The sequence below is a fragment of the Mucilaginibacter sp. A5337 genome, assembly GCF_059690695.1.
The window spans coordinates 491,716-515,802 of record NZ_JCAWEC010000001.1 but is presented as its reverse complement, the minus strand read 5'-3'; the positions used below and the strand labels follow the sequence as shown (position 1 = coordinate 515,802).

Annotated in this window: 24 protein-coding genes; 11 read left to right on the top strand and 13 right to left on the bottom strand. The window is 43.5% G+C overall.

Annotated features, from left to right (window positions below):
- Positions 1–102 precede the first annotated feature (102 nt).
- Genes porK through porM form a run of 5 tightly spaced genes read left to right on the top strand, consistent with a single transcriptional unit; the run spans position 103 to position 5,340 of the window.
- On the top strand, positions 103–1,392 hold the full coding sequence (gene porK / locus AC59JO_RS02320) for a T9SS ring complex lipoprotein PorK/GldK (RefSeq protein WP_497303111.1): 1,290 nt from the start codon (positions 103–105) through the stop codon (positions 1,390–1,392).
- A 5-nt stretch (positions 1,393–1,397) separates the two neighbouring features.
- On the top strand, positions 1,398–2,306 hold the full coding sequence (locus AC59JO_RS02315) for a hypothetical protein (RefSeq protein ID WP_413669016.1): 909 nt from the start codon (positions 1,398–1,400) through the stop codon (positions 2,304–2,306).
- On the top strand, positions 2,303–2,929 hold the full coding sequence (locus tag AC59JO_RS02310) for a hypothetical protein (RefSeq protein ID WP_413669015.1): 627 nt from the start codon (positions 2,303–2,305) through the stop codon (positions 2,927–2,929). Before AC59JO_RS02315 ends, AC59JO_RS02310 begins: the two co-directional genes overlap by 4 nt.
- A 26-nt stretch (positions 2,930–2,955) precedes the next feature.
- Positions 2,956–3,753: a type IX secretion system motor protein PorL/GldL gene (gene porL, locus AC59JO_RS02305; RefSeq protein WP_413669014.1), complete on the top strand. Its 798-nt coding sequence runs from the start codon at positions 2,956–2,958 to the stop codon at positions 3,751–3,753.
- A 51-nt stretch (positions 3,754–3,804) separates the two neighbouring features.
- Positions 3,805–5,340, top strand: a complete 1,536-nt coding sequence (gene porM, locus AC59JO_RS02300; RefSeq protein WP_497303107.1) for a type IX secretion system motor protein PorM/GldM — start codon at positions 3,805–3,807, stop codon at positions 5,338–5,340.
- A 174-nt stretch (positions 5,341–5,514) separates the two neighbouring features.
- On the opposite strand, the gene AC59JO_RS02295 is transcribed toward porM, so the two are convergent.
- The 10 genes from AC59JO_RS02295 to AC59JO_RS02250 all read right to left on the bottom strand — a co-directional run bounded on the left by AC59JO_RS02295 (position 5,515) and on the right by AC59JO_RS02250 (position 16,174).
- A complete protein-coding gene (locus tag AC59JO_RS02295) occupies positions 5,515–6,408 on the bottom strand; it encodes a PepSY-like domain-containing protein (protein WP_497303105.1) in 894 nt (297 codons plus the stop codon).
- 713 nt (positions 6,409–7,121) lie between these two features.
- Positions 7,122–7,742 carry a tetratricopeptide repeat protein gene (locus tag AC59JO_RS02290; protein ID WP_091210972.1) on the bottom strand — a complete coding sequence of 207 codons (621 nt, stop codon included), beginning with the start codon at positions 7,740–7,742 and terminating at the stop codon, positions 7,122–7,124.
- On the bottom strand, positions 7,730–8,908 hold the full coding sequence (locus tag AC59JO_RS02285) for a tetratricopeptide repeat protein (RefSeq protein ID WP_497303102.1): 1,179 nt from the start codon (positions 8,906–8,908) through the stop codon (positions 7,730–7,732). The genes AC59JO_RS02290 and AC59JO_RS02285 overlap by 13 nt, the downstream gene beginning before the upstream one ends.
- Positions 8,890–11,046: an urea transporter gene (locus tag AC59JO_RS02280; RefSeq protein ID WP_497303100.1), complete on the bottom strand. Its 2,157-nt coding sequence runs from the start codon at positions 11,044–11,046 to the stop codon at positions 8,890–8,892. The genes AC59JO_RS02285 and AC59JO_RS02280 overlap by 19 nt, the downstream gene beginning before the upstream one ends.
- Positions 11,043–12,398 carry a hypothetical protein gene (locus tag AC59JO_RS02275; RefSeq protein ID WP_497303098.1) on the bottom strand — a complete coding sequence of 452 codons (1,356 nt, stop codon included), beginning with the start codon at positions 12,396–12,398 and terminating at the stop codon, positions 11,043–11,045. Before AC59JO_RS02275 ends, AC59JO_RS02280 begins: the two co-directional genes overlap by 4 nt.
- A gap of 9 nt (positions 12,399–12,407) precedes the next feature.
- Entirely contained in the window at positions 12,408–13,460 is a 1,053-nt protein-coding gene (locus tag AC59JO_RS02270) for an ATP-grasp domain-containing protein (protein ID WP_497303096.1), read from the bottom strand.
- A 5-nt stretch (positions 13,461–13,465) separates the two neighbouring features.
- Positions 13,466–13,708 carry a PqqD family protein gene (locus AC59JO_RS02265; protein ID WP_413669007.1) on the bottom strand — a complete coding sequence of 81 codons (243 nt, stop codon included), beginning with the start codon at positions 13,706–13,708 and terminating at the stop codon, positions 13,466–13,468.
- Positions 13,709–13,779: 71 nt separating this feature from the next.
- Complete coding sequence (locus tag AC59JO_RS02260) at positions 13,780–14,157, bottom strand: response regulator (RefSeq protein WP_413669006.1); 378 nt, start codon at positions 14,155–14,157, stop codon at positions 13,780–13,782.
- 116 nt (positions 14,158–14,273) lie between these two features.
- On the bottom strand, positions 14,274–14,969 hold the full coding sequence (locus AC59JO_RS02255) for a LytR/AlgR family response regulator transcription factor (protein WP_413669005.1): 696 nt from the start codon (positions 14,967–14,969) through the stop codon (positions 14,274–14,276).
- An 11-nt stretch (positions 14,970–14,980) separates the two neighbouring features.
- A complete protein-coding gene (locus AC59JO_RS02250) occupies positions 14,981–16,174 on the bottom strand; it encodes a sensor histidine kinase (RefSeq protein ID WP_497303093.1) in 1,194 nt (397 codons plus the stop codon).
- 603 nt (positions 16,175–16,777) lie between these two features.
- Here AC59JO_RS02250 and AC59JO_RS02245 point away from each other — a divergent pair.
- Positions 16,778–17,446, top strand: coding sequence for a Type 1 glutamine amidotransferase-like domain-containing protein (locus tag AC59JO_RS02245; RefSeq protein WP_497303091.1), 669 nt, complete (start codon positions 16,778–16,780; stop codon positions 17,444–17,446).
- Between the two features lie 316 nt (positions 17,447–17,762).
- Here the strand turns inward: AC59JO_RS02245 and AC59JO_RS02240 are convergent, their stop codons facing one another.
- Entirely contained in the window at positions 17,763–18,374 is a 612-nt protein-coding gene (locus AC59JO_RS02240) for a hypothetical protein (protein WP_497303089.1), read from the bottom strand.
- Between the two features lie 27 nt (positions 18,375–18,401).
- A complete protein-coding gene (locus AC59JO_RS02235; protein WP_497303087.1) occupies positions 18,402–19,121 on the bottom strand; it encodes a 2OG-Fe(II) oxygenase in 720 nt (239 codons plus the stop codon).
- A gap of 92 nt (positions 19,122–19,213) precedes the next feature.
- Between AC59JO_RS02235 and AC59JO_RS02230 the strand changes: the two genes are divergently transcribed.
- Together AC59JO_RS02230 and AC59JO_RS02225 are read left to right on the top strand one after the other, a co-directional pair.
- Complete coding sequence (locus AC59JO_RS02230) at positions 19,214–19,567, top strand: DUF488 domain-containing protein (RefSeq protein WP_413669000.1); 354 nt, start codon at positions 19,214–19,216, stop codon at positions 19,565–19,567.
- A 100-nt stretch (positions 19,568–19,667) separates the two neighbouring features.
- On the top strand, positions 19,668–20,519 hold the full coding sequence (locus tag AC59JO_RS02225; RefSeq protein ID WP_497303085.1) for a methylated-DNA--[protein]-cysteine S-methyltransferase: 852 nt from the start codon (positions 19,668–19,670) through the stop codon (positions 20,517–20,519).
- Positions 20,520–20,726: 207 nt separating this feature from the next.
- On the opposite strand, the gene AC59JO_RS02220 is transcribed toward AC59JO_RS02225, so the two are convergent.
- Positions 20,727–21,212: a nuclear transport factor 2 family protein gene (locus AC59JO_RS02220; RefSeq protein ID WP_497303083.1), complete on the bottom strand. Its 486-nt coding sequence runs from the start codon at positions 21,210–21,212 to the stop codon at positions 20,727–20,729.
- Positions 21,213–21,432: 220 nt separating this feature from the next.
- Between AC59JO_RS02220 and AC59JO_RS02215 the strand changes: the two genes are divergently transcribed.
- The 3 genes from AC59JO_RS02215 (at position 21,433) to AC59JO_RS02205 (ending at position 23,983) form a co-directional block, all read left to right on the top strand.
- Positions 21,433–21,849: a hypothetical protein gene (locus AC59JO_RS02215; RefSeq protein WP_497303081.1), complete on the top strand. Its 417-nt coding sequence runs from the start codon at positions 21,433–21,435 to the stop codon at positions 21,847–21,849.
- Between the two features lie 53 nt (positions 21,850–21,902).
- A complete protein-coding gene (locus tag AC59JO_RS02210; protein ID WP_413668996.1) occupies positions 21,903–22,496 on the top strand; it encodes a penicillin-binding protein activator LpoB in 594 nt (197 codons plus the stop codon).
- A gap of 62 nt (positions 22,497–22,558) precedes the next feature.
- Positions 22,559–23,983 (top strand): COG3014 family protein, encoded by a 1,425-nt coding sequence (locus tag AC59JO_RS02205; RefSeq protein ID WP_497303078.1) that lies wholly within the window; start codon positions 22,559–22,561, stop codon positions 23,981–23,983.
- Positions 23,984–24,087: the final 104 nt, after the last annotated feature.

Below are 24,087 nucleotides of genomic sequence, written 5' to 3'. Positions count from 1 at the left end.
CTTAACAGCGCCTTCATTCATATTTGATCATTGTTTAACCACACAATCAATAATCATTATATGAAATCATTCTGACTTAACTAATTCTTAATTAATTGTCGAATGAGATCGTCTGTTCCAATAACAGGATTGCTGCTGCTGATGCTCAGCGCCTGCCAGCCAAGTATTTATAATACACCCAAAACACGCGCTGTTTCAGTAAAACGGCTTATCCCGCCGCTGGGAATGGTTTACATTCCGTCGGGAACGTTCATGTACAAAATGCTGAACGATGACAAGGCCGAACAGCGCAAGGTAAGCGTTAGCGCGTTTTTTATTGATAAAACCGAAGTAACCAATAAACAGTACCAGGCCTTTGTAAACTGGGTTGCCGATTCGGTAGCTGTTACCGACTATCTCCATGACGACTCCTTTTTTATGCCTGCAACAGGCGCAACCGTAGGAAGCACGGGTAAAGAGCAACGCCTGATAGACTGGAGCAAGGTTAACAAGATTTCCCCCCTCTGGAAAAAGGCCCCGCCCGAAGTTAAAGAGAAGCTGGCTCCGATGATGACGATGATTAACGGCGTGCGGGTGCCCAATCCGGATTTGATAGTTTACCGGTTTTACTACATCAGGATGGATGGGGTTAAAAACAACGAGTACATGATGGATACCGTAAGTGTTTATCCTCATGAAGCGGTATGGTCGGCAGATTTTCCTAATGCCCAGATGACGGTGATGGATGCCAATTATTTCACCAATAAGATCTACGAGTACAATCCTGTAGTTGGCGTAACCTGGAAACAGGCCAGGGCCTATGCCGATTGGCGTGGCACCCAGCTCAGGCTCATGATCAAAAACAATCCTAATCTGCGTAATTTCAAGCTCAGCTTTAGTTTGCCTACCGAGGCACAATGGCAATTTGCCGCCGAAGCAAAGCTTAGCCCTAATGACACTACGGATCATACGGTAAAAACCACCATTGATAAGGCCACAGGTAAGGAGCAGCTTTCCCTCAATTTTAAACAGGGTGAAGGCAGTTATGCCAGCGATGGCTCGACATTTACGCTGCCCGTTACTTCATACACACCCAATGCCTTTGGTATTTACAACATGGCCGGCAATGTATCCGAATGGACACTTGACGCTTACAGCCCTTCCTCATCACAACTGGTGAATGACCTGAACCCGGCTTTGCTGTATGACGCAACCAGCAAGGATGCCATGCTGATGCGCCGCAAGGTAGTGCGCGGGGGCTCATGGAAGGATAACGGTGAAATGCTGAACACCGATACCCGCAGCTTTGAGGACCAGGAAGCCGCACATTCCTACATCGGTTTCCGCTGTGTGATGTCTGCCTTTGAGCTCACCGGTGAGCAGGTTAAAACCAGGAAATACACTAAAAAGTAACAATCATGAACATGTTGAAAAAAGTAACTGCAGTAGTCCTACTGCTTATGGGGACCTGCATTCATAAAAATTTCGCGCAGGCTCTGCCGGATAGCGCCGTGACCGATACGCTGCCCTCATTTGATAGCTATTTGCAAAAGGCCGATCTGAGCCAGGCGAGGCCATTTCCTTATCCTAAAACCAATCCGGCAAACATCAGGATGTACGCCAGGATCTGGCGGGTTATTGACCTGGCCGATAGTGCGAACGCCATCCTGACTATACCCGGCCATTCATTGATGGAAGCCATCATGAAAGGATTAATGAAAGGCAAGCTTACACCTTATGAAAAGGATGATTTTAAAACGAAGCTGACCGCCAAACAGGGATCTATGCGCTTTACCGATTCGGTACTGGTGCCCAAGTTTGATAAGGATGGCAACCAGATCTCATCAAAAATGGTGCTAAACGATTTCAACCCCGACAGGATAACCCGCTTCAGGATCGAGGAAGATGTTTATTTCGACAGGCAGCGGGGCAAGGTGGATACCCGCATAGTGGGCCTTGCGCCGATGATGAATATTACCGGCTCTGCCGATTTGCCTGCAAATATGTCGTCGGCACCGGCATTCTGGCTCTACTTCCCGCAGTTACGCTTCGCGTTGGTGCAGGAGGATGTGAGCGAGCCCGATAAAGGAATTTTTGATGTTACGCTCGATGACGTTTTTATGCAGCAAAAGTTTTCGGCCTACCTCATCAGGCAATTTTCGCCCGGCAATGTCGAAAGCGGGCAGCTTGACCCCGGCAGCCCCGAGGCGCTTAAGCTGCAGCAAAAAATTGCCGACCTGAAGAAAAACATCTGGAAAAATCCCCGGGGAATTAATGATAAGAACCTGGTAAATCAAACTCAAAATAATAAGGAGGAAAAGCCATGACAACGCAAGTAAGATTATTGAAAGACTTTATCTGGTGGATGCTGTTTGTAGGTTTTTTGGGCTACTGCGGCAGGGCAAGCGCACAGGTATTGCCCGAGTATAGCGCCTTCCCCAAAAACTCAATAGGCCTGCAATTGGGTACACAGGGCATAGGCATCCAGGGAACATCAGCCTTTGGCAGGATGTTTAACGCCCGCATAGGCTTTAACACTGTGCCCGACATTACCGTGCAATACAATGGCCGCGACCTTAACCTCAACCGCACATCGGTTTATGGCATTGTTGACTGGCAGCCGATGTATGGTAATACCGATTGGCTTTCCCGCAAATGGTATGTTTCGGCCGGGATCAGCTACTATTTTAACAATACGCTGTACCGGGAAGGGATAGGCGCAGTACCCAATTATTATATCTACATGTCAAAGCTGCGGCCTTATATAGGTACAGGCCTCGGCAATATGCGGTTAAGCCACAGCATTGGCCTCCGTACAGATTTTGGGTTTTTTATTCCCACAAGTTCGGCCACATCAACCTATGATGATAAGGCCCAAAAGGTGAGTAGCGGCTTGCGCGGATTATTGCCGGGGATGAATGCCGCAGTTACCCTTTACTACCGATTTTAATTGATTAACCCTTAAATATTTATAAGATGAAAAAGTTCAAATTCAACTGGCTGCACGTAGCCATATCATGGGGCGCCAGTATCGTAATTCTTGGCGCTATGTTTAAAATTAACCACTGGGGAGGCCAGGCAGGTACCTATATGATAGGCCTGGGACTTACGGTAGAAGCAATGCTGTTTTTTACCCTTGGTTTTTTTCCCCCGGCACAGGAACCCGAATGGGAAAGGGTATACCCCGAACTGGCTGTTGATTACGATGGCGGGCCGGTAAATAAGTCGCGGATGATGCCTGCTGCAGGCGGCCAAACCGCTGCACTTGATAAACTTTTAACCGATGCTGATTTGAACGAGCTAAGCATCAGCAGGCTTGGCGAAGGCCTGAAAGTGTTTGCCGAAAAGGTTGACCGCATTAATACCATTGCCGATGTTTCATTAGGTACCGATGAGTTTTCAGTAAAGCTAAAACAGGCGGCATCTAAATTCGATTTGTTTGGGATAGCTTTTGAGCGGGCAACATCGGGCCTGTCGGCTATAGCTGATAGCCGGGCCGATACTAATGCTTACCAATTGCAGGTAGCAAAGCTTACCGGCAACCTGGTACAGCTCAATGCCCTTTACGAGTCGGAACTGAAGGGAGCGGATGAAAACCTGAAACAGGTAAATAATTTTTACCACGGGCTAAGCAAAACGCTGCAAAACCTCAATGAATCGGCCGATGACAGCAGGCAGTTTAAGGACGAGGTTAACAAGCTGGCCAAAAATATATCGGCATTAAATGTTTTTTATGCCAATATGCTTTCGGCTATGAACCAGCCCCGCATGTAATTGCAGGGGCTGGTATTAATGGTTTAGTGTAAATTTTAATCAGATAAAGAAATGGCTATTGCAGGAAAGGAAACCACCAGGCAAAAGATGATCAATATCATGTACCTGGTGCTGTTGGCAATGCTGGCGTTAAATGTGTCTTCCTCTATTTTAGATGCCTTTAAAACCATCAACGATAGCTTAACCGCTTCGGCGGCTAACGTTGGTAATTCGGTGCAGCAATTGTTCACCGCTTTTGAACAAACCCGGCTTAAAGAATCGCCCGAAAGGGCAGCGCCTATCTATCAAAAGGCAAAAGCGGCCCAAAGGGTAAGCGCAGAGTTAAATGATCTCATTACGAAGATCAAAAATGAGCTGATCACTCAAAGTTCGGGCTATGATGAGCTTACCGGCGATTTAAAAGAACGTGATAACCTGGATATAGGTTACAACGTGATGATCAACAAAAAACGGGCTAAGGCGCTCAAAGAGAAGATCAATGATACCCGCGAAAAGCTGAAACTGTTGCTTGGTAAAGAGGACAGCAGTTCAGTATCATTTACCTTGAATGCCACTGATCCGGTTAAACATAACGGAAGCGCTAAAACCTGGGAGGAGCTGAATTTTGGCGAAGGTGTACCCTTAACGGCCGATTTTACCATACTTTCAAAAATACAGGCTGATAACAAAAATGCCGAATCGGAAGTAGTGAAAAAGATCCTGGGTAAAATGGACAGGGCTATCGTGAACCTGGATAAGTTTGAGGCTGTAGCCGTAGCGCCAACTTCATATCTCATCCAGGGGCAGCCTTACAAGGCGCAGGTTTTTTTAACCGCCTATGATTCCCGGTCGACCCCGCAAATGGAAGTTGGCGGCAGTCCGATCAGTGTTACCGATGGCAGGGGCGTATATAATGCTTCTACCAGTAGGGAAGGCGTTTTTAGCTGGAAGGGCACCATCAAAGTAAAACAAACCGACGGCAGCATAAAAACCTATACCACGCCCGAGCAGCAGTATATGGTTGCCCGGCCGTCGGCAGTGATATCGCCGGATAAGATGAATGTTTTTTATATCGGTGTGGATAATCCGGTGTCCGTATCGGTGCCGGGTATTCCGTCAAAAAATATAAGGATCGGTATTTCGGCAGGTTCGTTAAACGGTACATCGGGTAAATATGTTGCCAGGGTAACCAGTCCCGGTATGGTTACTGTAACGGTATCGGCAGAAATCTTCCCCGGCAAAACGGAGGTGTTGAGCCGTACGCAGTTCAGGGCCAAAAGGATCCCTGATCCTATCGCCAAGTTTTCGGGCAGATCAGGCGGAGGTGTGCCAACTGTGGCTTTAAAAGCGCAGGACGCCATTTATGCCACGCTGGATAATTTTGATTTTGATGCCCGCTTTAAAATAACCCGCTTCAGTTTGATCATAGCAAACCCGCGTGAGAGTGCCTCGGTGCAGGTTACATCAGGGAATGCTTTAAGCAACGAAATGCAGGCTTCGTTAAGCAGTATCAAACCTGGCTCGCACGTGATTTTTGATAACATTATTGCGGTTGGGCCTGATGGTGCGCCGCGGCAGCTGGCACCGGTGGCCTTAACAGCTAATTGATTTAGGAGCTTAAAGCGAAAAGTCGAAGGCTTAAAGCTTAATTGTGTTGTGCGAAATTGTATATAATAGGTTAGCTTTTAGCTTTAAGCCTTCCGCTTTAAGCTCTTAAATAAAAACAAGTAAGCCATGTTTAAATAAAAACATGGCTTACCAACAGCGCTATAGTCAAATATGTTAGTGGATAGGCAGGGCTTTAACAAATGTACCCGACGCGTTAAAAATTAAAGCGTATTTGGTATTGTTAGATGTAATGAACACAACGTAGCCTTGTAAAGTACCCCCGGGGCTTTCTGAAAATGCTTTGTCAAACACGTAGCCCGGATAAGTGGCAGTTAGATAAGTGGTAATGGCAGCCGGTAAGTTGGCCTCTGTTACTGCAGCATGTTTTAAATCGTGTTTTTCTATCTGGATACGTTTCACCAGCTTGCCGGTTGCGGTAACAGCAGTTGAGTAAAGCACGCCGTTTTTGCTGATCAATATGTATACATCGTCATGGGCGATAGAAGCGTGCAATAAGGTATCGGTTGGATAAGTTGTTGAAAAATAGCTACCCACAGCAGTAGGAAGGGCCGAAATAGCGATGGTATCGCGGTGTTTACCGTCACGGTCATCAAAGAAACCGCCTAAATGCCATCCTGGTCCTTTAAGGTCAACACCTTCGCGTTGTTCAAGGGCGCTTACAAACGTACCGTCGGCGGTAAATTTGAGGCCAACTAAAGCACTGTTGTACTTGATAACAACAATGTAGTTAACAACGGTACTTGCGCTATCAATAGCATAAGCCTTTTTAAATGTATAGCCGCTATAATTAGCTGTAAGGTAAGTGCCAATTGCGGTGGGCAATGCACTAAAAGCAACGGTGTCTTTTTTGTCATGCTTGCCGTAGCAGCCAACCATATAAACACTGTCGGTACTTCCGGAGGCCAGGCTGATAGCAATGGCGCCCGTTGAACTAATGGTTGATGAAGAAGCGCTGGCCGAAGCTGATTTTGACGCATTCTCCTTTTTACATGATGCCAGGCCAATTACTGTGCCCAGCAACAATAGTGTAGCATAAAGAGATTTCATTTTCTTTAAGTTAGTTTTAATTGATTGTTAGCGCTGCCATTTTGCGGACAGGTTAATTAAAATTAGATTGCAGAATCAGTTCATCGGGTAATGTATCGATGAATGCGGGATTTAAATCGACGTATGAAGGTTGGTTGGAAGATGTTTGATAGCTGTGGAGATGTATAATCACGTGGTAGTTTAAGTTTAATCCATAAATGTTATGCCAATTTAGCAATCTGCGTGAGTTGAACCCCTCTGGGGTTCGGGTAAGGGGGAACGTTATTTCTACAAACCTTTTCCCCCTCTGGGGGATTTTTACCGTTTGATAAACAGGTATTAATTTTAGATGTACGTAACCACAGGTGAGGTGCAAAAGGTTTGTAGCCTATAAATTTATAGAAATACCCTTTGCCCCTCTGGGCAATGTGATTAAGTTAAGAGTTTTAGAGGCTGCACCAGAGGTGCAAAAGGTTTGTAGAAATAGAAATGAATTGGATTTTTAGTGTGCCAGAGGTACACAACTCCGATGTTCCGTACCTCTGGCACGGTTATTTTCGGTATATTATGTGCTACAAACCTGTTCCCGCTCTGGGGGATTTTTTTAACTTAATGACATTGCCCTCTGGGGGGCAAAACAAGACGCCACGCTGATTAAAATTGGCTGTCGGTCAATGATAATTTGCACGCCGGAGACACAATTATGTGTTTCTACATCAAAATGCTTTCGTTTATCAATTACACCTGGCTAAGCCATCAGTACTTGAAGCATCGGCGGGTTTAATGATTAACGCTTTTTCAAAAAAGGGTTTTGCTTCTGCTTTTTTGCCGGCCATAAGCATTGACCAGGCCAGCATGTGGTTGCCATCATAATCAAAAGGGTAAAGCGTTACTACCGCCCTGAAAAGTTTAATAGCTGGCTCATACTGTTTGCGGTTATAATAAATTACGCCTCCCCAATAATTGGCCTGGGTGTTTTGAGGATCTATTTTTAATATAGCAAGATACTGTTCCAGCACCTTATCCCAGCTTTGCAAAAATGAAAGGGGTTTTACATAGCCAAATTTGGCCTCAACCGAGTTAGGTTTCAGCGTTATGGCTTTTTGGTAGTAGCTTTGCGATGCCGTATAGTTTTTATTAAGATAGTTGAGCCAGCCCAGCCTGATGGTTATCTCATAATTATTTTCTGAGTAGTATGGATAAATATCGGCTATGGCAGCAACGTAGTTTTTGTTTAGTTCGTTGGTGTAACTGTTATGAAAAGCTTTTTGCAGCACCGCGTTTGTTTGCGCCTGCAGCTGCACTGCAAATACAAATAAGAATAGGCCTGTAAACGTCTTCTTTAAAATTTCCATGTTATACCTAACGTGACAGAGTTTTGGTTGTACTTAACAGCGCGGTAAATGTCTGTTTTCTTTTCGTAAAAGTAATTTAAATTCAGCAAGGCATGGTTACCCAACTGGTAAAAAACGCTTTCGCCGCATTTAAATTTTGTAGGGTCGATAGAATTGTAAACATAAAGTCCGTCGGCGTCCAGGTAATCGTCCTGGTTACCAAAGGTGGCGGCTGTTTCCAGCCAGGTTTTGTCTACCACCTTAAATCCTACCGACTGGCTATAAATAAAAGTTTTTGTTCCGCTCAAATTCAACAGCGATGCCCTGCTCATAGTGTACAAATTCAGGTTCCCTAATGGATAAAAATCTATTTTGGCATCATACTGTTTTAAGGTTTTATCAATCAGTTTTCCCCAATTAATATCACCCTGCAAATCAATATAGCGTGTATCATATTTTACTCCAAATAAACCGAGGTTACTTTGGTTCACATTACTGCGGTAACTGGTATGCAGGTAATGATAAGCGCTGAGCAGGCTGATGTTTTTAGCTAACGAATACTTCGCCCTGACATAATACTCTGTTTGTTTATCGGTTTTTCCAACCTGGTTTTTATAATCAATAAATCCTGCACGAAAAATATTCTGCTTAAAAAACATAAATGATTGATCAAGCTGTAAACGCCACGATAAACGTAGGCCGATACCGGCACGTTCAAAAAAGCCGTTATCGCGCTCGTCATTAGCGGGGAGTTTTATCCCGCTTTCCAGGGCTACATCGTTTAGTCCAAAAGGTGAGAGTTTAATGCCATTTTGGGTTTCTTTATCTAAATGCGCTGCATTATAAAATGCTGCACTATTGTTATTGATATAAGTATTGCAATAGTATGCATATAAACGCGCTGTGCTATTCTGAGGCTCCCTGAGCAAAACCTGGTTAAACTGGCTTACAGCAGCTTTGTAATTGCCGGTAAGCATATAAGCGTACCCGACCTTAAACCTTAAATCGGGCGAATCGGTACTGTCGGTAACAGATTTTTTCGCAAAGGAGATCAGTTGTTTCCAGTTGCCGGCATTGTACAACTGATCCACGGTGCTGTCTGGCACAACAGGGCTATTCTCTTGCGCCTGGTTTACAAGAGCAGCAAATAGCAGGGCAAAAAGAATGGCTAATTTTCTGTACTCCATTGTGCTTCAATATGCTGTCCGTTTATATTTATAAAAAAAGCCTGCAGGCTGCCATGATCAACAAAAACTGTTGATTCGGCAAGTGGCATTGTTTTACCCGCAAGCTGCTGGTATTGTTTTGATACAATGTTTAATCCTGTTTTTTTTGCCTGGATGCCGCTTTTATATTTTATGCTGATAAACCGGTAAAACGGGGCGGTAAAGTCCTGCAGCCAAAGCAATATCTTATTGTTGGTAAGCGGTACCGGGAACTCATCATTTGCCTGGATATAAGCCGTATCGTTAAAGATAACTTTATAGGCAGCAAGATAGAAGTAGTAAAGTAATGCGGTTTTATCGCCATAATAACTGGTAAAGTAAAACATAGTACCGTTATTGATAAAATAAGCGACAGCACCGGTTGTTTTGCTGTAAATATATGATTGGTTCAAAGTGTCTTTAAAAACTTCCCAGTTTTCGGTTACACCATTTTCGGCAGTTAGTTTAGCTACAAAGCCGGGTTGCAGGTCAAATGCTTTTTTGAGCGATACATTTATCTCCGGATTACTTATTAATTCATTTTCCTGGGGAACAGCGTAGCTTTCAAGACTGCTCTTATTATCCTTTTTGATAAAGTAATAAGCAAATGGATAGGGCAGCGTTTTGGAGCCGATATAAGGTGTTGCCTGTAATTGAAAATGCAAATGCGGCTCGGGTGACCTACCCGAATTACCGCAGAAACCCAGCAGGTCACCTTGTTTTACGGTGTCGCCGGGTTTAACTTTTACTGAGTTTTTTTTGAGGTGTGAGAGTTTGGAATAAAGCCCTTCGGCATGGCGTATCACTACGGTATTTCCCCAGTTTTCCTTTAGGTTTTCTTCGCCAATATCATTGTCATCAACGTGGTTTACTACTTGTTCCACAACACCATCGGCGCAGGCCAGTACCGGTTTGTTGAAACAGTAAAAGTGCTCGGGCAATGTGCCGGGATATTGAAATGTTTTTTGCTCATCGTCGGTGATCACAAAATCAAGCGCCTGTCCCCATTCGCCTTTGTGGGTAATGGTTCCGTTATAGCCCTGTGATACCGTCCAGTAACCCATAAATGGTAAACTGAGCCTGATGTATTTCAAATCGTTCAATCTGTTTTGCAGGTTTAAAACGTGGTAAAGGTTTTTTTCGGGTGAGTAATACTGAACCGAGGTTAGCTGCAATTTAGCCTGAAAGCCTGCCAGTATTAAAAAATAAAGCAGGCTGATATTAAGTACACAAAATGGTAACGAGAAAATAGGCAGCGCATGCAGGGCCATCAGGGTTGTAAGCGCATTGATGAGTACGAAACCAATGGGAATGCAAAAAACTGCCAACAGGTATGAGCGCAAGGAAGGAATAGTAAAAAAGCTCCCGATTGCCATGGCTGTCATCATTAAATTAGCGCCCAAATGGTAATAGCTGATGCCCTCCGGATAAATATGTGTGATGCTGTTGAAGCCGCAGGCAGTTAAAAAGCTAATGATAAGCAGGCTGAACGCAATACGGGAGTGAATTAGTATGCCTGTAGCAATAAGCATCCCCGCTATGATATGATCCTGAAATAGAACTGCACTTAGCGAACGGAAAAACAAGCTTACCAGCCTGGGCAGCAAGGTTGCGAGATACCCCTCGGCACCGGCGAGGTTGCCGGGACCAGTGTAGATTTCCTGGAGCAATGAGCTGCTTTTTTGCAGAAGGCCTGTGTTGAAAATACTGTTAGATGCCAGCAATACAACCCAAAATACCAGTATAAATGGTAGTGAAAGGATGGGCAAGCCGGGTTTGCCCATACGTTTTGACAAAATGATTGTTGTAACAACAACCATAAAGCAGGCAACAAGGAGCCAGCTCACAAACATGAGGTTAGCCTGGAAAAAAGCGCCGAATGCTATCCCCAGTAATAAACTATTAAAACTATAGATTCCTGCATGGTAATCTTCGCTGTTTTGTTTTAATAGTTTTGTTATCAGTAAAGAAAAAATAATACAACCCAACCCTGCAAGACCAGATACCGGGTTGAAGAAAGATACCAGCAGCAAAATAATCCCCAATACCCGGTTCTGCGAAAAAAACAGCACCGAATAGGAATTGAGGACCGGTTTTATAAATGCTGCAATTTGCTTCACTTGGCGTTGTTTAAATGAGCAGGTACTAACTCCGGTTCGGCAGTATATTCCAGTGTTTCGTTTTGGCGGATGAGATGGGTGCGCAGCTTTTCATCTATCAATACAACAGCAGGCCTCAGGGTAATGAATTGCATCCATTGGGTCATGTTATAGGCCCCAACTTTGTGCACTACCACCTGGTCGCCGGGGTTTAGCGCGGGCAGGTTAATATTTTCCCTGATCACATCAATGTTCATGCAAAGCGGGCCATAAATAACCATATTTTCGCTGTGAGCTACAAAATCCTGTGCGGGGCTTACCTGGTGTTCATACCAAAATGATGTAAACAGGATATTAACCCCAAAATCAACAATAGTGGCCCCTTTGCCATTTGCCAAACGTTTGTTGGCAATAACGGTGCCCAGCAGGTAACCGGCATCATCTATCAAAACACGCCCGCTCTCCAATATCAGCAAGGGTAAGTCATCATTAGCGAAGCCAAAATTGAGCAGGGCTGAAGTTATCACTTCCGCAAAATCATCAACCGTTGGTACAGTATCGTTTCCGGGCAGGTAGGCACCCTTTAATGTATTGGTAGAGGGGAAACCGCCTCCAAGATCAAGATATTCTATTTTATGATTTAACTGGGTTTGGCAGCGCACAGCCAGCTCGGCCAGTTTATTGGCAGCAATGCCGTAGGCATCGGTAGAGAGCATGTAGGTACCGATATGGCAATGCAGGCCCACCAATTGCAGACTGCCTGAGCCGGTGATCTTGGTAACCGCCGACCATGCCTCGCCGTTTTCATAATTAAAGCCAAAACGGTCCCAAAGCGGGTACACGCCGGTATCCATATTTACACGGATGGCTACTCGTGGCTTGTTGGCAAGGTTTTTACTTAAGTTGAGCAACAGATTAAGCTCGTCGAAATGATCAATATGGATTAGTGAATCATGATCAATAGCCAACTGCAGATCAGCAGTTGATTTGCCCGGGCCATTGAAAATAATCTTGCTGCCCGGTACGCCATTGCCTAAGGCTTTACGGTATTCAAAGCCCGAAACAACCTCGGCCCAGCTGCCTTCCTGGTGAAAGATCTGGCAAACGGCATTGAGGTAGTTGGTTTTATAACTCCAGGCAAATTGCACTTTTGGGTAGCGCGTACTAAAGGCGCGATACGCCGCCCGGTAATTTTTGCGGATCTGTTTTTCAGAAAGTACAAACACCGGCGAGCCATAATTTTCAATTAAACTTTTAACCGAAACACCATCGATGCTTTTAACAGGCTGCACACCGCTGCGCGTGCCAAATTTATTCATGGCCCCGGCATGGAGTTTTTTTATATATGGTTTTTGATATGGCAGCTTTTCCATCGTTATAAATTATAATTCGCCCATGGCCGAGATCTGTTGAAAATCGGCAATGTCGGCAATATGGTCCCACGAGTAGCGTACAAACAACTTGCCGGCCTGGTAGTCGGTATAGGGCTCAACAACCTCACCCAATGCCATTTTTGTTAATGTCGCGGGTTGATTTTGCCCGGCGGCAGCAGTTAAATAAATCCATGCCGGAAAACGCGGGTTAATTTCCAGTATGTATAAATGTCCCTCGGCAGTACTCATGATTTCCATTTCGTAACCGCCCTTCCAATTGGTAGCAAGTGCAAAGTTGCCGGCCAGTTGGGTTAGTTTATCGTCTTTGATGGTGACACCGGCCCAGGCTTTGCCTTTATCTGTAATATAAAGCTTGCGCATGGCAACTAAACTTGTGTTATCACCTTTACCGTTACCAAGGGCCGCAATATTGATCTCGTTGCCCTTAATATATTGTTGCGCAATTACGGGTACGCCCCACGCTGCATTAAGCTGATGGAAAGCTTTCAGAGCCTGGTCTATCGTATAAACAACATAGGCTTCATAAAATTTCCCTTTTATTACCATCGGGAAACCGAAGTCAGCGGCAGCTTTTTGTAAATCATCAGCAGTGTACAGCTTATGATCGGCAGGCACATAAAAGCCGTGTTTTGTGCCGAAATCTTTTAAATGTACTTTATCTCTCAAAGCCAATTGTTGTTGGGTAGGGAGATAAGTTGCTATGCCCATTTGCTGCAATTGCGGTGCTATTTTTATAAAATTGAACAGTTCCGAATCAAAGTTAGGGATGATGAGATCGAGGCTTTCCCGCTGGTTTATATATGCCAAACGCTCGAGCAGGGCAGCCGTCCCTTCGGTTGGGTAGGGCACCTGGTAAGTTTTATTTACATAATCCCGCAAATAGATCCCCGGCTCCAACGACTCATACGACAGGCCGATTATGCGCAAACTATCGCCAAAATACGCTTTTAAAGAACGGATAACTGCCATGCCCGGGCCTGGATTATCATTGGCGTTGAGCCCGGTAACGGCAATACATAAATTATCGTACTTGTTTGCCATCGTCCTTAAATTTCGAGCAGGTTTGCTTCTTTTAGCTGTAGCATCCAGTTATCCCAATCCCTGTCTAACTGGTTTTCACTTACATCATACCTTTTAAGAATATCCTGCTTAATCTCAGCTTCGGTTTTATTGCTTTTCATGGCTGAAAGCAATTGTGCCGCCATTTCATTGCCGGAAAACGAATCGCCTGTGGCGGGATTAAAGATAAACCCGTTATCGCTGGTGGCAATGTTGTTCTTGAGTTTCATTTATATTGCAGGTTCGTTTTAAATAATAAAAGCTAAACTTAGCAGGTTTATATGAGTTTACAAAACCGGCTTCAGGACGCCATCAGGTATTCTATCCTTGATGCAAGCACCTCCATATCCAGTGGTTTTACAAACAAAGCATCGCATTTATAGGAATCGGCTTGTGATTTTTTTGTTTTAAAGGCTGTGACGATAATGATGGGCACATTGCATAATTGTTCGTCGTCCTTAAAGTCCTGGCATACCAGCTCGCAATCTGTATCCACTAACAAATAATCCAGAATGATCAGGTCGGGGTTTATCACTTTTGCCTTATCATATATAGCATTAGGGTCATAAGTTAAATGCACATTAAAATCGCCATAATACATAATATCATCAATTACTGATAACATCCTGCTGTTTTTATCAAGTACTAAGATGGTTTTTTTGCTGCCTGCTGTTTTCATGACTTTTAAGGATTAGTGTCAATTAATTAATTATAAAGTTGCGGCTATTTGTGCGGCTGTAAAATAATGTGTCGTTCAATGCCCTCAATGTGCCGATGAAACGCATAGATTAGCAATTATTTATGCCATTCCTTAATGAAATCGGTATAGTTTGTGCCTACAGGAAGCTCTATATCAGTTAGTTTTATCTTACGGTTATGGATCGATCTGATCTGGTCACGTGCTACCACAAAGCTGCGGTGAATACGGATAAATTTTGATGCAGGCAGTTTTTCAATTGCGCTTTTCAATGGCATAAGCGTAAGCACGGGCTTGGCCACCCCCAGTATGTGGATCTTGATATAATCCTGCATGCTTTCAATATATTCAATGTCTTTGATATTGATTTTGATGAGCCTGTATTCTGAATGCACATACAAAAAGTCGCCTTCATTTGTGGTATCGGCGTGCTTATACTGGTAATAACCAATTGCTTTTTGAACCGCTGTACCAAAACGCAGGTTATTGATAGGTTTAAGCAGGTAATCTACAGCTTCCAGTTCATAGCCTTCATATGCATAGTTTTTATAAGCCGTGGTGAAAATGATCATCGGTTTATCGGCCAATGATTTTACCAGGTCGATACCAGTGATATCGGGCATGTTAATATCTATGAACAGTACATCTACCTTGTTTAGCTTTAGGTATTCGCCGCCCGATATGGCGTCTTCAAAAGTATTTATCAGTGTTAGCGCAGGATATTCGGCTACATATTTTTCAATGATCTGAAGGGCCAATGGCTCATCATCAATAGCTACACATTTCAATTGCATAATAAATAGTTTTAAGCGTTAATCTCCAGTTCGACAGTGAAATTGCCATCGGCCGAGCTGATGTCGAGCCGGTGTTTGTTAGGATAAATATGTTGCAAGCGCTGGCGGTTATTGGCAATGCCGATGCCTTTCCGCTCGGTGGTCGGTCGTTTTTCGAAAATGGTGTTTTTGCAGATAAACAGCATTTGGTTGCCGTTTACCCGCAAACAAATATTGATAACCGATGGCTGATGTTTACTTACGCCGTATTTAAATACGTTTTCAATAAAAGTCATCAATATCAGCGGCGGAATCTTTTGATTGTTTATCTCGCCCGAAACCTCAAAATCAAGTGTTGTTTTTTTGCCGAGGCGCAGGCGTTGCAGGTCGATATAATCATTGATACAGTCAATTTCGTTTTGCAGTAAAACAAAATCTTCGGTTACCTCATCGGTCACGTAGCGCATAATGTTTGAGAGCTTCATAATACTTTCAGACGTATGCTCGCTATTGGTGACCGACAGCGCATAAATATTATTCAGTGTATTGAACAGAAAATGGGGGTTGATCTGCGCTTTGAGAAATGATAATTCTGCATGGGCTTTTTCGGCTTCGGCACGGGTAACCATCTGCTCGGTAAGCTGCCATTTCTGAACGGTGGCAATAGCAACGCTTAATCCCATCACAATGATAAAAATAAACAAGCCTACCATATCAATATTGCCCGATTGATGAATGAAAATTACGCGGTTAGTTGGTTTAAGGCTTGGGTCCTGCATGCGCAGGTCTTCATGCGGCAGCGGGCCAAAGGGCATGTTTTGTTGATTAGGCGCCGAGCTGTCAATACCGGTAGGCGTAATTTGCGGCCCTATGGGTTGCGGATTGGGCACCGCTGTTGTTGCAGGTTTATTTCCTTTAACAAGGTTGTGAAGAAGCAGGTTATCAAAAGGCTGCAAAAAGTAAACACAACCCGAAAGCAGTAATACGATAAGCCCATACCAAACAAATCTTTTACGAAAAACGAACTTAGGCACCAGGTACCAGGCGTTCAGGTAAAACATAAATATATAGGTGAGGCAAAATAACCAGTAGTAAGGCGAAAACAATACCGTGTATGTGCCGGTGCTGCTTTGCTGCGTGCGGTTCATGAATAATAACGGGAACCCTAAAAATACAAGCCAGCCGGCAGCATGAATGAAAAATGTAGTTGCTTTTGAGCGGATCATTTTGTTTTAAGATTCTTTTTATTCATCTATATCTGAACTACTTGCCGGCACACATTTTTAGTACCTAATTAAAAAAAGCACCTGTACATTGCGCACAGGTGCTTCATCTTTATGAAAAAAACCTATAACTCAGTGTTCCTGCTCCTGAATTATAAATCAAAGGTGAAGATGTGCGGGAGCTTTGACAACCATGTGTCGGTGAACAGGGAAATTGTATAGATGAACGGGGTGGGGGTGGATGCTGTGCTACTGATAAATTGTATAGTCTTTAGCCCAGGGTCATAAGTTCTAAGTAAGAACAGCAAAAAAGATGACTTTTGACCCCTGGCTTTGTACCGCCGATTAAACAGTAGTGGATTTTCTTTGAGAAGGTAAACATGGTACTAAATAAGAAAGCCCCCTTGCACTCGCTGCTTGGGGGCTATAACCTAAACCTTATCACTGATCAAATTATTATTTGATGGTGTAAAGGTAGTTTCCATGCAGCAATATGAAATTTTGTACCGACGAACAGCCGGATTGAATGGATGGAGCGGAAGTTTTGATTGTTTTATGAATTTAATTTCGGCGTTTTGATTAACATTGATCACAATCCAATAAATTATGAAGCTACTTCTTACATCCGCCGGAATCAGCAATATGAGTATTCAAAATGCTTTGGTCGAGCTATTAGATAAGCCGATTACCGAGGCGAACGCCCTTTTTATACCGACAGCAATATATGGCATTCCAAATGGCGGCGACATTGTACGAAGGGTGATTTGCGGATCGTTAGGTGATCCTTTTTGCCAATTGGGTTGGAAGTCGCTGGGGTTGCTGGAGCTTACCGCCTTGCCAAGTATCAAAAAAGAGTTATGGATTGATATGCTCAGGGAAACTGATGCTTTATTGGTAGGTGGTGGCGATTGCCAGTACCTTACCTACTGGATGCAGCAATCCGGATTGGTGGATTTGCTGCCGTCACTTTTGCAAAAACTGGTATATGTTGGCTTGAGCGCCGGTAGTATGATCATGACCGGCTTTGGTACCACTTATGGCAACCATACGTTACCGCCCGATAGCGACAAGTCGTTGAGTTTTGTTGACTTTGCTATTCACCCTCATTTGGATCATGAGTGGTTTCCGGATAATTCCCTGTCCAATATTGAAAAACTGGCTTCAACTATATCGGTACCATCATACGCTATTGATGATCAAACCGCGATTAAAGTGATTGATGGGGCCGTTGAAATTGTTTCTGAAGGACATTGGAAGCTTTTTACCACTAAGTAGCCATAGAAATATATAATTTGCTATGACTTAGTATTCTTTGTAGCTTTAACTTATAATTCTTCTTATTATGGAACCATTGATCTGGGTAGCAATATTAATTTATATTCTATCTTTTTGTTTAATAATCAGGTTTAGCTTTAATCAAGTGAAATTTAACAACTCAAAGAACTTTTCCGCTAAGGCTTCTTTGTATGCTTGGAAAGTTTGGGGTGTGAGAACAAGATATTTTCAATTGGCCGCAATGACAAGCGGACTTATTACAATGGGCATAGTAGCTATTATTAAAGCCATTATATAATAACTAATTGAAAAAACTTTAAATCCCCATCTGCGGTACATATCCGGCTCTGAACATATTAACAAATGACCGCGGAGTTAATACTGGAAGCATATCTACATCAGGTAGCGCTATTCCTCTTTCATAACCTGCAGGGCTCCATAAATATAACCGATTATCTTTGAGCAAATACGGCTGATCATTGTAAACTACAAACGTGCCGTTAGGTAGTGCACTCAGCTTTTCTTCATAAGCAACTTTTGATCTATCAGCAGCAATACGCTCGGTTTGTAAGATCGCATCTATTCTGGATACGGGTGTTTTCATATCGAAACTGTATTGCGGGTTTCCTTTCAACCAAAACTCTTTAAACCTTTGATGATCTTTATACCTGCATTGAAAGCAGGGGCGGTGCCCGGCCGAAAAAGCTGTGGCCTCGTCAAGAAAGAAAAGCTCAGTCCAGCGGTCGGGTTGCATAATCTCCCGGTGGCGGCCTCTAAACTCCAGCATACAGGTTATCCATGCTTTAATTTTAAAGGGACGTACTATTTCCTTGTCCGCATTATGGATCACACCGCGGTTGCCGAGCCAGGCACCTCGCTCAGGTGTTTTAATAAGCTGTCCAAAAGGGGTTACACGGTTTTGCAGCATAATAATAGTTAAAGCTACGTCAATTATTTAAGACAACGCATCATGAAAGATGATGCCGAGGCTATGCCGTTTACCACTATGAACCGAGCTTACGCCGTGCTTCATATTCACCCGGTAATAGCCTTTGGCTCCTTTTACCGGTCTGAAATTAGTGGTAAATAAAATCATATCTCCCATACTCGGAGTAAGTACATTGGCCTTTGATTGCGCACGTGGGACCTGCTCGATGATCACAAATTCGCCGCCTGTATAGTCCCTGTTGTGCTGATCAAGCATGAAAACCATTTGGATAGGGAAATATACTTCACCGTAAAGGTCCTGGTGCAGGGTGTTAAACCCGCCTTCAGTGTATTGTAATATCAGGGCAGTAGGTTTGGTTTGTCCGGCTTCATGGCTTAGCTGCTTCATTTCTTCATGAGTATCCGGGAATTGTTTGTTGATCCCAAGTTCTTGCATCCATTTATTGGCGACGGGAGTTATGTGCGGGTAAACTGTTTCCCTTAAATCGGTTATTACAGATGGGAGCGGGTATTTATAATATTTATATTCGCCGTAACCAAACCTGTGGCGTTCCATGTTAACGGTTTTCCGGTATTCGTCTGCATCATAATTACTGATCAAGGTATCGCAGTCGCGTTCACTCAAAACCTGTTTAACAATTGCAAAGCCTTTATTATGTAATGTTTGGTTGATCTGGTCCCAGTTTAGGTTTTTGATGCGATCTTTAAGTGTTTGTTCTGAAGTCATTTTGTTATTTTGAAGAATGTCAAAGCTACTTTTGGAGCAACCGCCATGCAATCCGATTCTTGCGGAGTTTTAAACCTTAATAAATACATACAATGGATATCAAAATTAAACGCGTTTATGAGCCTTATGCCCAAGGTGACGGCACCCGTATCCTGGTAGATCGCCTTTGGCCCCGCGGCATAAAAAAGGAAGACGCACATATCGACAGATGGTTTAAAGAGATTGCGCCGTCTAACGAATTAAGGAAATGGTATAACCATGATGCTGACAAATTTGACGCCTTTTGCCAAAGATATCGGGACGAGATTGATAGCACTAAGGCATTGCCTGAACTGATCGATTATATCAAACAGCATAAAAAAGTGACGCTGGTGTTTTCTTCAAAGGAGTTAGCATTAAATAATGCTGTAGTATTAAAAACTATAATTGATGATCATATCGCATAGCAACTCCGCAAGAATCGGATTGTTGAAGGCTGTTTGGGGCGGTAATTTTGTGTTATAAAAGAATAAAAACACAATTGAATTTATTTAATAATCAGGCATTATGAAAACCCAGCAAGAAATAGATTATACCCGCATAGCTGATGCGATAGGTTTTTTCAAAGAGAATTTTAAAACCCAACCCAAACTGGAAGAGGTTGCAGACCATGTTAACTTAAGCCCTTTTCATTTTCAGCGGATGTTTAAGGATTGGGCAGGAGTGACGCCCAAACAGTTCCTGCAATATTTAAGTGTGGAGCATGCCAAGGGAATATTAAAGCAGGAAGATGCCAATGTTTTCAATACGGCATTAGAAACAGGCCTTTCAGGAGGCGGCAGGCTACATGACTTGTTTATTAAGGTAGAAGGCATGACTCCCGGCGAATACCGCAATGGCGGCGCCATGCTGCAAATCAATTATTCGTTTGCCGATACTCCTTTCGGTAAAGTTATCGTTGCGTCAACTGGCAAAGGAATCTGCCACATGGCTTTTGTTGATGAAGGCGAAGAAAAAGCTTTGGAACAACTGAAGATAAATTTCCCGAACGCTGTATATAATCAGCTGGTCGACAGGATCCAACAGAACGCCCTGTTTATTTTCACCCAGGACTGGAGCCACCTCGATGAAATTAAACTACATTTAAAAGGCACTGATTTTCAGATCAAGGTATGGGAAACATTATTGAAAGTACCTGCCGGAGGATTGACTACTTACGCTTCACTCGCCAAAAAGGCAGGCAGCGAAAATGCTTACCGCGCCGTTGGAACAGCAGTGGGGAGCAACCCGGTAGCATTCCTGATCCCCTGTCACCGCGTAATCAAATCAACCGGTGAGATAGGCCAGTACCATTGGGGAAGCACCCGCAAAAATGCCATCATAGGCTGGGAGGCTGCTTTGAAGGAAAGGGTTGAATAAGCTTTTTGAGGATGGGAATGTTCGCTGCTTTAAAAAAATGTCATTTCGAATCCTTGAAGAGCCGGGAAATAGCCGGGTAAGGATGAGAAATCTTATGCGATACGCAGGGCGACTCTACTGGGCGTATAAGATTTCTCTTTCGCTCCCATTGCTCATACCCTCCCATGCTCTATCGAAATGACATTTTTTTGTTGAGTTTACCATAACTTAATGCCCCACACTCACCACCCTCTTCACTTTCCACTGCCCATCCTTATACTGCCAAACATGTACAAACTTCATTAAACCGATGATCTGTTGTCCATTTTCGGTGTGGGTAAAACGGTGTGTTCCCATTTCAATAGCGCCAAAGCCGGGCATGGGGTACACTTCAAGTGTTTCTTTCAGCAGGTCGCGGCGCAGGTCGGCGGCTTGTTTGTTTTCAAAGATGCCTTTAAAGCCGGCCATGGTTGCGTCATACCCGCTTACACCCTTGCCATCGTTATAAAATTCAACATCGGGGGTAAACAGCGTTTTCATAACATCAAGGTTGCGGTTATTAAATGCGTTGAACATTACACTGTCCATATGTGCAATAGTGTTAAATAATTGCTGATCTTTTGGTTTAAAGGCCGAGGTTTGGGCATTGGCGTTAGCTGCGAACAGCGATATAACAATCCCGATAGCAAATAGGATATAGGTTACTTTTTTCATGATATTAAATGTATTAAAATATATTGCAATGACGCACCGGCAGGGCTTATGGTGACAGTAATATTGACGGTTTTTATAGCTAAAAAAGGTTTGTAGGCGCGCTTTCAATTCATAATTAAGTCAAAAAGTTCCCGATTAACATATTTTAACGGTTTATACTTAATACCGGTGTAATATTTGGACACCATTTTACGTAACTTTACTTATCAAATTAAGCGCGATGAAAAAGAATATCTTCATTATAGCCTTGATGCTTTTAGGCGGTTTGTTTAGCGGCACCGTAAAAGCCCAGCAAATAGCATCGTTAGTAGCCGATCAGAACCCGCGTTACATGGAAAGCCAGGCAAAATATATCAGGGTTGCCGATACCTTAAACAGTTTACATGGCACCACCATACAAAATACTTATAAAGCGTACGACTGGTATGAAGCCAGGTTAGAGCGTCGCCGCCAAAACCGCGAATGGAGGCATGAAGAGCGGATGAACGGATATTATGACTATTCACCTTCATGGGGTTTATACGGTGGTTACTCTTATTCCCCATTCCTTAACTATGGCTGGGGTAACCGTTGGGGCGGTTATTATGGTGGCCGCTGGGGAGGCCGCACAAGCATTGGTATCGGTTTTGGCTGGTAACAATTGGCATAGCATTCAATCTAACATATCATAATTTATAATATACACTACAGATGAAGTTCAACAGGATTTTAGCAGTTGCTGCGATAGCAGTTTCAGGAATTTTTATAGCCTCATGTTCAAGGCAGGTTACACGCGTGAGCACCGATCAAACAATTGATGTTAGCGGCAACTGGAATAACAGTGACGCACGTATGGCGGCTGACGAGCTTACCGGCAAAATTTTAGGTGCCAACTGGATCGATACCCACCTTAACGAGCATCAGGGCAAACGCCCGGTAGTTATTGTTGGCTTTGTACAAAACAAAAGCCACGAGCATATTGATGCTGAAACATTTCTCACCGATATCGAAAGCGCATTCATTCAATCGCAAAAGGTACGTTTGGTACAGGGCGGCAAAAAACGTGATGAGTTACGTGCCGAAAAAGCCGATCAGCAAACAAATGCATCTGTATCAACCATGAAAAAATTTGGGTTGGAAAACGGTGCCGATTACATACTTCAGGGGACTATCAACTCTATTGTTGACGCGCACAAACGCCAAAAAGTTGTTTACTACCAGGTAAACCTTGAGCTCACCAATATCCAGACAAATGAAGTAGTTTGGATAGGCGAAAAGAAAATTGCCAAATACGTTAAAAACTAAAGCCCGTATACATTATTGCCCTGAACATGGTATACCGTGTTTGGGGCAGTTTGCATTTAATAATGGTCAACTTACGTACGCATATTCTCCGGGTATTTTCTTTTATCGGGCTGATGCTTTTTTTATCGGCGTGTTCAACCTATAATCAAAGTGTTGCGCCTTATTATAAAAATGTTTCGGCTGGTAACTATCCCCAGGCCGAGAAAGAGCTTGATAAAAACAGCCTCATCCAGGCGCCCCGTAATAAACTCCTGTACCTGATGGAGAAGGGGAGGATCTGCCATTTAAAAGGCGAATACGAAAACAGCAACAACTACTTTAACCAGGCCGATCAGTTACTTGACGAAGGGCTGACCAGTGCTTCAGACGCTGCCGTTGGCGTTTTGCTTAACTCGGCATCGCAAAAATACAAGGGCGAGGATTTTGAAAAGTTCATGATCCATTATTACAAGGCGCTTAACTATCTGTATCTCAATAAAACTGAAGATGCCATTGTAGAGGCTCGCCGCATCACCTTGCAGGCCCAGGAGCAGGGCGACAAGTATAATAACAAAGACAACCGCTATTCAAATGATGCCTTTGCCTTAACCTTGCAGGGCATGTTGTATGAAAGCAATAATGACGTAAATAACGCATTTATATCATACCGGAACGCAGCTGAAATTTACCTCAAAAGCCCCGATAAAACTTATTATGGTACCACTATGCCAATTGAGCTGGAAGAGGATGTGATCCGCACAGCAAAATTGAATGGTTTTACAACCGAGGCTGATCAGTTTGAAACAACTTTTGGGATTAAATACGAACCTGTAAAACCCTCGGATGGCGGGGAACTGATCTTCTTTTGGGAAAATGGTCTTGCGCCTGTAAAAACTCAGGTCGACTTGTTTTTTAGCCTGATCCGCAATAGTAACGGCGATTTATTTTTTACTGATGCTGCAGGTGGCATAGTGGTTCCGTTCAATTATGATGGCGACAGGAACAGGGTAAATACCAAATCGGTTGAAAGCCTTCGTGTTGCATTTCCTAAATACGTTGCGCAAACGCCCTATTATTCAAGTGCGAGTATCTCTGTTAATAACCAGGAAGCGCAACTGGTAAAAGCAGAAGATATCAATGAACTGGCATTTAAAACATTACAACAACGTGCTTTGAAAGAAATGAGCGGTATTTTATCGCGCCTTGCGGTGAAAAAAATAGCCGAGTATTCGTTGCGTGCTGCCGCAAAAAGCGATGGCAAAACTAATGGCCTGTTGGAAGGGCTTGGTTATGGTATCCAACTGTACAGCTTACTATCCGAAAAGGCCGATACCCGTAACTGGCAAAGTTTGCCGGCTTATATTTCTTATACCCGCATCCCTTTACAAAAAGGAGACAATCAGGTTCATATTACCCTTAAGAATGCGCAGGGAGCAACCGAAACCAAAACTATCACGGTGCAGGGTACCGGCCGGTTGCAGTTTTATAATTATGCAACTTTAAGATAGCTGGCAACAACTCGAATTTCTATATAAACAAAAAAGCCATTTGCTGTTCAGAGCAGATGGCTGATTTATATAATAGGGTTTAGGTTATTTATTGCCTTTGAAAA